This is a genomic window from Sphingomonas benefaciens (assembly GCF_052907485.1).
This window is the reverse complement of record NZ_JBREIC010000003.1, coordinates 291,606-303,484: the sequence shown is the minus strand read 5'-3', so window position 1 is coordinate 303,484 and position 11,879 is coordinate 291,606. Positions and strand designations below refer to the sequence as shown.

The window sequence follows — 11,879 nt, the reverse complement described above, 5'->3', positions numbered from 1 at the left end:
ATGACGACACGCCGCACGATCCTGGCCGGTGGTCTCGCCGCGATGCTGCCGATCCCTGCGCTCGCCGCCGAACCGGCAAGCGTGGAGCGCTTCCCGCTCTGGCCGGGCACGCCACCCGGTGCGCCCACCGGCGGCGTCACCGACCAATGGGTCAAGCGCTCCGCGACGGGCGGCCCAGACGACATCGCCTGGCCGCATGTCGGCGTGCCGATGCTGACGGTGGTGCGCCCTGCCCGGCCCAACGGCGCCGCGGTGCTGATCTGTCCCGGCGGCGGCTACGCGCGGGTCGCGGTCGGCCGGACCGGCGGCGGCATCGCCCGCGACTTCGCCAGCCGCGGCATCACCGCCTTCGAAATGCTCTACCGCCTGCCGCACGACAATTGGGCGGCCGGACCCGACGTCGCGCTGCAGGACGCGCAGCGCGCGATGCGGCTGATCCGCACCGGCGCCGGCAGCCGATGGACGGTCGACCCGACGCGCGTCGCCGCCACCGGCTTTTCCGCCGGTGGCCATGTCGCCGCCCGGCTGGCGAGCCGCGCCGCTTTGCCCGTCTATCAGCCCGTCGATGCGGCGGATCGCCTGTCCGCGCGACCGGATGTCGCCGGCCTGTTCTTTCCGGTGATCACGATGGGCGATGCCGGCGTCCACGCCCAGTCGCGCCGCGAACTGCTCGGCAGCCACGCCGCCGATCCGGCCTGGCAGCGGCGCTATTCCGCCGAATTCGACCTGCCCGCCGACATGCCGCCGACCTATGTCGCGTGCAACGGCGACGACCCGGTCGTGCCGATGGCCAACAGCATCCTGATGTACCAGGCGCTGCACGCGGCGAAGGTCCCTGCCAGCCTGATCGTCTACGAGCGCGGCGGCCATGGCCCGCCCGCGGCGTATCGCGACGGCAGCCCCGTCCCCTGGGTCGACCAGTTCATCGCCTGGGCCGGCGATCACGGCTGGCCCGCCGCTCTGCCCCCCGCTGCTTCGCCGAAGGCCTGACCCAATGCGCTCGATTGCCCTTGCCCTTGCCCTGATCGCCGCACCCGCTGCTACGGCACAGGTGTCCGGCCCCGCCGACTGGACGGACGCGAAGACCGGCCACCGCATCCACCGGATTAGCGATGCGCCGGGCAATTACGCGCTCTATTTCAACTACAACGCCTACACGCCGCAGGGCGACCTGATGATCTTCCAGACCGGGGCCGGCATCTCCGTCCTCGACCTCAAGACCTGGAAGACGCGGGCGATCCTGGCCCGCCCCGGCATCCACCTGCTGTTCGCCGGCCATAAGACGCGTACCGCCTATTTTGCCGAGACGCGGGGCGAGGTGACGACGATCTGGGCCTGCGCGATCGACACCGGCGCCGTGCGCCGCGTCGCGGAGGTGCCGCGCGGCAGCCAGATCGACACGATCAACGCCGACGAGACGCTGCTCGCCGGCCAGATCGCGTCCCGCCAGATGGAGCTGCAACCCGGCACCAAGGGGCGCGACGCCAAGACCGATCAGGCCGCCTATGCGGCGCTCGGCCCCGATGGCAAGCCGCTGCCCTATGCCGAGGCGAAGGAGGTGCGGCTGAACGACCGGCTGGAAGCGCGCATCCCGATGGAGATCTTCACCGTCGATATCGCGACCGGTGCGCGGCGGTCGGTGATCCGGTCGACCGACTGGCTCAACCACCTGCAATTCTCGCCGACCGATCCGACGCTGCTGATGTATTGCCATGAGGGGCCGTGGCACAAGGTCGATCGGATCTGGACGGTGCGCACCGACGGCAGCCAGAACCGCAAGATCCACACGCGCACGATGAACATGGAGATCGCCGGCCACGAATTCTGGTCGCCCGACGGCAAGACGATCTGGTACGATCTCCAGACCCCGCGCGGCGAGGATTTCTGGCTGGCCGGCTATGACGTCGCCGACGGCCGGCGGCGCTGGTACCACCTCGACCGTAACGAATGGTCGGTGCACTATAACGTGTCCGAAGATGGCCGACTGTTCTCCGGCGACGGCGGCGACAACGAGATGGTCGCGCATGCGCCGGACGGCAAATATCTCTATCTGTTCCACCCGCGCGCGATTCCTGACGTCGCCGGCATCCACGCCGCCGACGCCGCGAATCTGATCCAGCCCGGCACGTTCCAGGCCGACAAGCTCGTCGACATGAGCCGGCAGGATTACAAGCTGGAACCCAACGGGCGCTTTTCCCCGGATGGGAAGTGGCTGATCTTCCGCGCCAACATCCAGGGCGCGCCAGCGATCTACGCGGTGGAGATCAACACAAATAGTTAGTCACGTTTGCTGTCGTATATTCAAGTTCGACAAAGTCACACTGTGGCGGAGCAGCAACAACGTCGCACCGATTTATCTCGGCATCGTTTCTGTGTGTTTACACTCCGTTACAAACCCGTCATTTCCCCATCATCCGCCCGCTGAGGGCGCTGGCAATCGACAGTCCAAAACGGATGCGGTTGCACGATAGGGGATGCATTCATGACGATCGTTAGTTCGGCGCTGTCTACGCTGCGCCACGGTATCTCGACCGCCGCGCTGCTGACCGCATTCGCCGCGCCGGCTTATGCGCAGTCGACGGCTCCGGTGCAAAGCACCACGGACCAGACCACGCCCGCAACGCCGGCTCAGCAGGACATTCAAAGCCAGGAAGAATCGACCGCGCCGGCGGCGCAGTCGAACCAGAGCCAGGGCGGCGACATCGTCGTCACCGGCACCCTGTTCCGCAATTCCAACGCGACCTCGCTGTCGCCGCTCACCGTCCTCACCACCGAGACGCTGCAGCGCGCCAACATCACTACCGTCAACGACGCGATCCGTTCGGTCTCGGCGGACAGCGCCGGCTCGATCTCGACCGGTTTCCGTAATGGCTTCTCGGCCGGCGGTGCCGCGGTGTCGCTGCGCGGCCTCGGCGTGTCGTCGACGGTCGTGCTGATCGACGGTCTGCGTTCGGCGAACTTCCCGCTCAACGACGACGGCCACAATGCCTATGTCGACCTGAACTCCATCCCGTTCAGCATCGTCGACCGCGTCGAAGTGCTGAAGGACGGTGCGTCCTCGACCTACGGCGCGGACGCGATCGGCGGCGTCGTCAACCTGATCACCAAGAAGCATTTCAAGGGCCTGGAAGCCTCCGCCCAGGGCGGCGCCACCGAGAAGGGCGACGGTTCGCACTATCGCGCGACGATGACTGCCGGCTACGGCGACTATCAGGAGCAGGGCTTCAACTTCTACCTGAACGGCGAATACACGTACGACGGGTACATCACCAACAACTCGCGCGGCTATCCGTTCAACACGCTGGACCTGCGTCCGAGCGGCCTGACCGATCGCAATCGCAACGACGATTCGCTGACGACGTCGAACCCGCAGGCGGTGGTTGTCCGCGTCGGACAGTCCGACCTCAACAACCCGCTCGCCGGCGGCATCGGCACGCCGCTGACGCCGAACTACCAGCTGCTCAACCCGAACAGCTGCCCCTACGGCACCTTCACCGTGACTTCGGGCGCGGCGCAGGGCACCGGCTGCGCGCACAACATTGCGGATGAGTACAACATCATCCAGCCGCGTCAGCAGCGCTATTCGGCGACTGGCCGCCTCAGCGTCCGCCTAGCCGACAACATCGAAGCCTATGCCACCGGCAGCTTCTCGCGCTCGGAAGTCAGCATCACGGGTGCGCCGTCGAATATCCGGCAGACGCAGCCGTTCGGCGGTTCGGCCGCGCTCGCGTCGAGCAACCCGGGCATCGTCCTGCCGGTCTACATCTGCTCGGCCGGTACGAACTGCGCCACGGCGACGGATCGCCAGCTCAACCCGAACAACCCCTATGCGGCGGCCTATGCTGCCAACCCGGGCCAGGGTGCGGCGCGCATCTTCTACCTGTTCGGCGACATCCCCGGCGGCAGCGACCGCTACGTCAACGTCTATCGCGCGACGACGGGCGTGTCCGGCACCTTCGGCGACGGCTTCGGCTTCCGCCTGGACGGCGTCTATGCTCGCGACGACTTCAGCGTCACGCAGCACGGCGCGCTCAACATCCAGGGCCTGCTGCGCGCGATCAACACCGGCGCCTACAACTTCGTCAATCCGCAGCTGAACACGCAGGCGGTGCGCAACCAGATTTCGCCCGACGTCACCACCAAGTCCTATTCGACGACGGCGGCGATCGACGGCTCGATCACCAAGGCGGTGCTCGCGCTCCCCGGCGGTGATCTGAACTTCGCCATCGGTGGCCAGGTGCGTCGCGAGACGCTGCTCAACCGCAATCAGAACGCGGGTCTGAACTTCTACGCGCTCAACACGTCGTCGGCGACCGGCCGCCACACCGTGACCGCTGGCTTCTTCGAGATCGACGCACCGATCGTGAAGGCTCTCGACGTCAACGTGTCGGGCCGGTACGATCACTATTCGGAAGGCTACAATCACTTCTCGCCGAAGGTTGGCGTCAAGTTCACGCCGGTCCAGCAGATCTCGTTCCGCGGCACCTATGCGGAAGGTTTCCGCGCGCCGACGTTTGCGGAAAGCAACCCGGGCAGCAGCTACGCTGGCTTCTCGTCGTTCACGCCGCCGGCGAGCTTCGTCGCCGCGCACCCGGGCAATGCGTCCTATACCACCAGCTACAACATCGGCAGCGGCGCGACGGGCAACCCGAACGTCAACCCCGAAGTGTCGCGTAGCGTCACGCTCGGTACGATCTTCCAGCCGGTGCGGTGGTTCAGCCTGTCGGTTGACTATTACAACATCAAGAAGTCGAACCTGATCGTCAGCGGTCCGCGTCGCGCCGACGCCATCGCCGCTTACTACAGCCAGACCAACTCGACCGCGGGTTGCAATGCGCTCGCCGCGGTGGGTGCGGGCTATTCGTGCAACGTCATCGACGCGCCCGATCCGTCCAACCCGAACGCTCTGCCGCGCCTGCTGGTGTTCAACGTTCCCTACGTGAACGCGAACTACGAAGTCAGCTCGGGCCTCGACTTCCAGGCGACGGCCAACGTGCCGCTGGCCGATGGCGTACGCTTCACCAGCCGCCTCGACGTGACCGACGTGCTGCGCTTCGACCTCGTCACGCAGAACGCCGCCGGCGTTCGCGTGGTGCAGAAGTATGCCGGTACGCTGGGACCTTACGAGCTGTCGTCGGGTGGTGGTACGCCGCGCATCCGCGGCAACTGGCAGAACACGATCGAGGCCGGCCCCTACTCGCTGACCGCGACGACCTATTATGTCGGTCGCATCAAGCAGGTTGCCGCGGACGAGATCACGCCGGACAGCACCGGTTTCATCGATCTGTCGTGCAAGAACTCGCTGTCGCCGACCCAGACCGGCCCCAGCCAGTGCTACGTCCGTCCGTTCATTTACGTCGATCTGAATGCCGGGGTGCAGGTCAACGATCAGTTCCGCTTCTTCATCAACGTGCAGAACCTGACCAACGCGCATGCACCGCTCGCGGCGGGCGCCTATACCAGCAACCCGAACTATCTGAGCAGCTGGCACTATGCCGGTCTCGTCGGCCGCAACTTCAGCGCCGGCGCGAGCTTCAAGTTCTGATCGGCCGCAACGACCGAACGACACTCGAAGGGGGCAGCATCCGCTGCCCCCTTTTTTATGTCACTCCGCCCGGTCGCTCGGCGTCATGCTGCCGGGGAAATAGCTGAGGTGCGGCGGCTGGTTGTAGGCGGTGTTCTGCCATGCGACGCCGGCGCGATAGACCGGGTCCTGCATCAGCGTGACCAGCCGGTGCGTGGTCGGATAGGGCGTGACGTAGATGCGCAGCTCGCGATTGTCGGCGGTGCGCCACACCACCTCCTCGCGCCAGTCGCCCAGGATGTCCGCCTGTAGCGCGGGATTGGCCTTGGTGCCGTTGTTGGAAGCAAGGCCGTCGGGATGGAGCAGCGGCACTGATGTGCCGGTCCGCCAGTCCCATTTGCTGATCGTCGTGCCGTCGAGCAGCTCCTGCAGCAGGTCGCCGTCCCAAAAGAGCGCGAAATTGGTCTGCCGCGGCGCCGGACCGATCGCACGGCCGTGGACGTCGAACAGGTCGCGGCTGTTCGATCCCCACAATTCGGCACCGACATGCCGTGGGTCGATGTCGGCGGCAAGGCCGCGGCCGGTGTCGGTTTCCGCCGGCTTCGTCCACAGCACTTCGCCGGTGCGCGCGTCGAGCAGCGCCGAGCCGATGCCGCCGTTGCGCTTGATCTCCTCGTGCACGCCCCATTTCTCCAGTCCCGGCCGGGTCGGATCGAGATCGGCGACGTGCATCGCATCCCCGTGATAGAGCGGCGCGGTCCACAGCCCCTTGCCATTGTCGTCGATCGCCATCGATCCGTAGATCACTTCGTCGCGGCCATCGCCGTCGACATCGGCAATGCTGAGCTGGTGGTTGCCGCGGCCGTCGTAATTCTTCACGCCGGGGGCGGCGGAGTCGAATGTCCAGCGTTTGGTCAGCTTGCCGCCACGATAGTCCCAGGCGGCAACGACGGTGCGTTCATAATAGCCGCGACCGAAGACCATGCTGGGATGGCGGCCGTCGAGATAGGCGGTGCCGGCAAGGAACCGATCCGACCGGTTGGCATAGCCGTCGCCCCAGGTGTCGCGCAGTTGCTCGAACGTCGGGTTGCCGCCCGGATAGCGCGGCGGGTCATAGGGTGCGGTGGCCAGGGCGCGGCCGGTACGCCCGTCGAACACCGTCAGATATTCCGGCCCCTTCAGGATGCGACCCTGCAGCGGCGCGACCTTGGTGCCGTTCGCCAGCACCTTCGCACCGGTACGGTCAGGCTGCGGCACCTCGCCCTCATGGCCGCGCCAGTCGGCATTGGCATCGCCGATCGCCTTGCCGGTGCCGTCCACCGTGCCGTCGGCGGTCTTCATCGCGATCTCGGCGCGGCCATCGCCGTCATAGTCGAACACCTGGAATTGCGTGTAATGCGCGCCGGCGCGGATGTTGCGCCCTAGGTCGATCCGCCACAGCCGCTTGCCGTCCAGCGTATAGGCATCGACGAAGACGTCGCCGGTATAGCCGGCCTGGCTGTTGTCGTGGCTGTTGGTCGGGTCCCACTTCAGGATCAATTCGTAGCGGCCGTCGCCGTCGAGATCGCCGACGCTGACGTCGTTGGCGGTATAACTGTAAGCCTCACCGGCCGGCGTCGTGCCGCCCGCGGGGGGATCGAGCGGGATCGACAGATAGCCGTTGGGCGCCATCAGCGCCGGCGCGCTGTCCGCTGCCGACCTACCCGCCGCGCGCACGGTGTAGCGCGCAGCGGCACTGCCGGTCGGATCGACGAAGGCGGTCGCCGTCGTCACCGGCACCGGGTTGAGCTTGCGGCCGTCGCGATAGACGTCGAAGCCGAGGCCCTTGGCATCGCTGGCGAGCAACCGCCAGGATATCAGCCAGCCGCCGTCCTTGGCGGGCGTCGCGACGACGCCGCGGTCCAGCCGTTCCGCTACCCTTGCGGGCACGGTCTGCGCCGTGCCGACGCTCGCCCAGATCAGGCCGGTGCTTGCCATTACCCAGGCAAGCCGCTGATTCGCCTTCATGTTTCCTCCTCCTACGGGCATCGCCGTGCGAACCGCCCGTCTCAACAATCATGATTGCATTTCAGAATTTGGCAACGTAAAAAGCGGAACACGGGTTCATCATGTGGATGAATCGGAGCTGTCAGCGTCCGGAAGACGACAAGGGTCGCGCCGGCATTGGAGGGGACTTAGATGCACGCGCCCAATTCGCCCGTTGTCGTGAACACCCAACGCCGGGCGCTGCCGGCCGCAAAGGTGCTGGCGACCACATCCGTCCTCGCGATGACGCTCGCCGCCTTCGCCGCCCCCGCCGCGGCGCAGACGCAGGCGCAGACGCCGCCCAGCACGCAGCCGGGCAGCGTGCCTGGCGATCGCAATATCGCGCCGTCGTCCGCCGCTGTCGAACCGCAGACCCCCTCAGAGACCGTCGGCGACAATTCCGCCCAGAGCTCGGGTGAACAGACCACCGCGCCTGTCGCCGGCACTAACGACACCGCCGCCAACCCCAGCGACATCATCGTCGTCGGCACCCGCGCCTCGCTGCAGTCGGCGATCGCCCGCAAGCGCAATGCCGGCACCGTCGTCGACTCGATCGTCGCGGACGACATCGCCAGTTTCCCGGATAAGAACGTCGGCGACAGCCTGTCGCGCGTCACCGGCGTGCAGCTCAGCCGCGACTTCGGCGAAGGCACGCAGATCTCGATCCGCGGCGTCGAGCCCGATCTTAACCGGATCGAGATCAACGGCGTCGGCCAATCGTCGGCTTTGGGCAGCCGCGCCGGCGACTTCCGCGAGCTCGCCACCGAGCTCGTCAAGTCGATCGACGTCTACAAGGGCTATCAGGCCAAGCTGACCGAAGGCGGCCTCGGCGGCACGGTGCTGATCGAGACGCGCAAGCCGCTCGAACTCAAGCAACCGATCGGCACGCTCGTCTTTTCCGAACAGCATCTCGACACGACGCAGGACTGGAAGCCGCGCGGCACGCTGGTGCTCGGCGCGCCGCGCCTGCTCAACGACCGGCTCGGCGTGCTGCTCAACCTGACCTACAACGACGTCACCACGCGCCAGGATTACGCCAGCAACACCGGCTGGAGCCGCCTCGCCGACTTCGACCATTCGGACCAGAAGACGGTCGCAAACGCCGACTACGCCAATTACAACACCTATGCGAGCTGCGCCAACGTCGGCGCCACGGCGACCGCGACCTTCGCGACCCGGCGCGCGGCCTGCGAAAACCAGTTCTTCGACTGGGCGCCGAACGGCCCGCGCTATCGCAATCTCGTCCGTCGCGACAAGCGGCTGTCGGGCGACTTCACCGTCCAGTACGAATTCGCCAACAACTTCCGCGCCTATGTCGAGGCGCAGGTCAACACCCGCGACCAGCGCCTGCAGGACGTCAACTACGCACTCGATATGGGTCGCGTGCAGCGCTACCAGCTCGATCCGTCGCTGGGCGCCAACTCGACGCAGCAGGTCAAGCTCGGCACCTCGACCGTCGACGCCAACCACGTCGTCACCAGCTACACCACCGCACTCAATTCGGTGAACGTCAGCAGCTCGGTGATCAGCGGGTCGAGCAACATCCTCGGCGTGCAGCGCCGCGACTTCCAGTACAATCAGGACTCGCGCTATTACATCACCGGCTTCGACTGGGACTTCGACCGGGTCCAGCTGAAGGGCCTCGCCTCGCGCAGCGAATCGCGCACCATCGGCGACACCAACCTCATCTCGATCAGCACCGGCATCGCCGGCATGCAGGTCGATCGTCGCAACGATCTCGGCATCCCGATCTTCATCTACCCGAGCTCGGTCAACCCGGCCGATCCCAGCATCTACACCGATTACACCCGCGCCGGTAACGTCTCGCCGGCCGGCCCGACCGTGCAATATCGGCCGACGGATCAGGGCAATACCGAGAACCAGTTGAAGCTCGACGGTACGTGGGAATCGGAACTCGGCCCGCTGAAGAGCGTCGATTTCGGCGGTCAGTTCCGCTGGGCCAATTACTACGGCTATAACGGTGGCGGTTCGCGCCTGCTGACCCCGGCGTCAGGAACGACAGCCGCGGTGTACCAGACCAGCGCCAACGTCTCCTACACTACCAACATCGTCAATGCAGCGACAGTGCCGCAGCGGGTCAATGGCACGGTCTACAATCTGACGCGGACGGAATATGCCAATCTGATCGCCGCGCTCGGCACGCAGACTGGCGGCGCACCGCTTTTCAGCGGACTGCAGGGTGCCCCATCGTCGATCCCGAACCGGCTTTCGTTCGCCAATTTCGACCCGTCGAAGATCGGAATCTTCTACGACCTGTCCGGTTTCAACCAGAGTCTGGTGCGCCAAGCCAATGGCCTGCCGCAGATCCCGAACGTCCTGATCGATGAGACGATCGCATCCGGCTACGTCCAGGGCAATTTGGAAGCCCGCATCTTCGGCATGCGCCTGACGGGCAATGCCGGCGTCCGTTACACCTTCACCAAGGACGCCGGCACCGGTACCAACATCAGCCGTGTGACGCGCTTCACCGCGACGGGCGGCGTAGAGACGGTGGTGCTCGCAGCGCAGCAGCTGTCGCTGCGCAACACCTATGCGGACATCCTGCCTGCCTTCAACGCTTCGCTGGAGTTCACGCCCAACCTGGTGCTGCGCGCCAATTGGGCGAAGAACCTCGCCCGACCGAAGCCCACCGACCTCGTCCCCAATATCAACTGCCTCGACGATGCCACCGTCGCCGCGGCCGATGACGTCTGCACCGCCGGCAATCCTGCGCTTCAGCCCTATCGCGCGGACCAGTGGGAAGCGAACCTCGCCTGGTATCCCAACAAGGATTCGCTGGTCAGCATCGGCTACTACAAGAAGTTCGAGAAGAGCTTCGTCATCCAGAACGTCGTCCGCTCCGGCGTCGATCTGTTCCAGGATGGCATCCCCTATACGGTCCGTCAGCCAGTCAACGGCTTCGGCGCCTTGCTCGACGGTATCGAAGCAAGCGCGCAGACCGCCTTCACGTTCTTGCCGGGCGTGCTGAGCGGGCTGGGTGCGAGCGGAAACATCACCTGGGCGCGCGCCATCCGGACCAACCTGACCAATACGGCAACCGGCTTGCCGCTCAACGACTATCCGGGCCTCTCGAAGTGGACCTGGAACGCCAGTGTCTTCTACGACAAGGGCTTCCTCAACGCCCGCCTCGCCTACAACTATCGCTCCGACTGGCTGCAGACGGTAGCCGACAGCACCAACGGTAATCTGCCAATCTATCGCAAGGCGGAAGGCTATCTCGACGCCAAGGTCACGTTCCGCTTTCCGCAATGGCATTACAGCCTGTTCATGGAGATGCAGAACATCAACAAGGCATATTCGCAGACCTTCATCAAGAACATCGGCACGTTGGAAGTCTATTATCCCGGCCAGCGTTTCTTCGCGGGCGTGCAGGTCAAGTTCTGACGCCGGTCGTCCGTTTCTCCCGCGCCGGTGATCCGCTGTGATGGCCGGCGTTTCTTGCGGGGCGGACGGATAGCGATTGCCAGTGTGCGGGGAGGCACCTTAAAGCATGGACATGCAGACGGCGACGACAGTGATGGACAAGGCTGACGCCGCCGGTGGGCCGGTCGGCGCCGGCAGCCAGACGCTGATGCGCGGCCTCGACCTGATCGAAGCGGTCAGCCACGAGATGCTGACGCTCAGCGAGCTCGCCGCGCGGCTCGACCTGACCAAGAGCACGACGCACCGGTTGCTCTCCGCCCTGGTCGATCGCGGCTATCTCGCCTTTACGCCGCGCGCGGGCTATCGCCTCGGGCCCAAGCTGCTGTTGCTCGGCACGCTGGCGCAGGCGCAGGCCGACCTCGTCCAGGTCGCGCGGCCGCATCTCGAGGAACTCGCCGCCGCCACCGAGGATACCGTCCATCTCGGCATCCTCGACGGCGATCGCGCCCTCTACCTCGACAAGGTGCCGGGCCGGCGTCGCATCACCATCTCCAGCCGCGTTGGCGACCGCCAGCCGCTGACCTCGACCGGGCTCGGCAAGGCGCTGATGATCGACCACAGCCCGGCCTATTGGCGCGAGCGCTTCGATGCCGACCAGGCGACCGGTGCGCCCAAGGCGGATCATGCCGTCTGGCACGAGCGGATGCAGGGCTATGCCTCCTGTGGCCGCGCCTTCGACCTCGAAGAGAATGAGGACCAGATCCGCTGCGTCGCCGCGCCAATCCGCGATGCGGCGGGCAAGATCGTCGGCGCGATCAGCGTGTCGAGCGCCGCGCAATATATGAGCGATGCCCGGATGACGACGCTGAGCGACGAGGTTCGTGGGACCGCGGACGCGATCAGCCACGAATTGGGTTACGAACCGAGCGCGGATTGACGAAAGCCC

6 protein-coding genes are annotated in these 11,879 nt (G+C 65.9%); 5 read left to right on the top strand and 1 reads right to left on the bottom strand.

Translation table 11 applies throughout. The features are described 5' to 3' along the window. The 3 genes from ACU5AX_RS12630 to ACU5AX_RS12620 all read left to right on the top strand — a co-directional run bounded on the left by ACU5AX_RS12630 (position 1) and on the right by ACU5AX_RS12620 (position 5,545). The gene (locus ACU5AX_RS12630; protein ID WP_446691204.1) at positions 1–990 is read left to right on the top strand and encodes an alpha/beta hydrolase; all 990 of its coding nucleotides are present in this window, start codon (positions 1–3) and stop codon (positions 988–990) included. 4 nt (positions 991–994) lie between these two features. Next, a complete protein-coding gene (locus ACU5AX_RS12625) occupies positions 995–2,281 on the top strand; it encodes an oligogalacturonate lyase family protein (protein ID WP_446691203.1) in 1,287 nt (428 codons plus the stop codon). Positions 2,282–2,482: 201 nt separating this feature from the next. Continuing rightward, positions 2,483–5,545: a TonB-dependent receptor domain-containing protein gene (locus ACU5AX_RS12620; protein WP_198354533.1), complete on the top strand. Its 3,063-nt coding sequence runs from the start codon at positions 2,483–2,485 to the stop codon at positions 5,543–5,545. Positions 5,546–5,605: 60 nt separating this feature from the next. Here the strand turns inward: ACU5AX_RS12620 and ACU5AX_RS12615 are convergent, their stop codons facing one another. Further along, complete coding sequence (locus tag ACU5AX_RS12615; RefSeq protein WP_446691202.1) at positions 5,606–7,531, bottom strand: rhamnogalacturonan lyase; 1,926 nt, start codon at positions 7,529–7,531, stop codon at positions 5,606–5,608. Positions 7,532–7,702: 171 nt separating this feature from the next. On the opposite strand from ACU5AX_RS12615, the gene ACU5AX_RS12610 reads away from it, so the two are divergent. Further along, on the top strand, positions 7,703–10,954 hold the full coding sequence (locus ACU5AX_RS12610) for a TonB-dependent receptor (protein WP_446691201.1): 3,252 nt from the start codon (positions 7,703–7,705) through the stop codon (positions 10,952–10,954). Between the two features lie 112 nt (positions 10,955–11,066). After that, positions 11,067–11,870, top strand: a complete 804-nt coding sequence (locus ACU5AX_RS12605) for an IclR family transcriptional regulator (RefSeq protein WP_446691200.1) — start codon at positions 11,067–11,069, stop codon at positions 11,868–11,870. The last annotated feature ends 9 nt before the right edge of the window (positions 11,871–11,879 follow it).

What these genes read in the sequence shown, in the direction of transcription:
- ACU5AX_RS12610 (WP_446691201.1), top strand. Translation starts at nt 7,703, where the DNA reads ATGCACGCGCCCAATTCGCCCGTTGTCGTGAACACCCAACGCCGGGCG.
- ACU5AX_RS12615 (WP_446691202.1), bottom strand. Translation starts at nt 7,531, where the DNA reads ATGAAGGCGAATCAGCGGCTTGCCTGGGTAATGGCAAGCACCGGCCTG.
- ACU5AX_RS12605 (WP_446691200.1), top strand. Translation starts at nt 11,067, where the DNA reads ATGCAGACGGCGACGACAGTGATGGACAAGGCTGACGCCGCCGGTGGG.
- ACU5AX_RS12625 (WP_446691203.1), top strand. Translation starts at nt 995, where the DNA reads ATGCGCTCGATTGCCCTTGCCCTTGCCCTGATCGCCGCACCCGCTGCT.
- ACU5AX_RS12630 (WP_446691204.1), top strand. Translation starts at nt 1, where the DNA reads ATGACGACACGCCGCACGATCCTGGCCGGTGGTCTCGCCGCGATGCTG.
- ACU5AX_RS12620 (WP_198354533.1), top strand. Translation starts at nt 2,483, where the DNA reads ATGACGATCGTTAGTTCGGCGCTGTCTACGCTGCGCCACGGTATCTCG.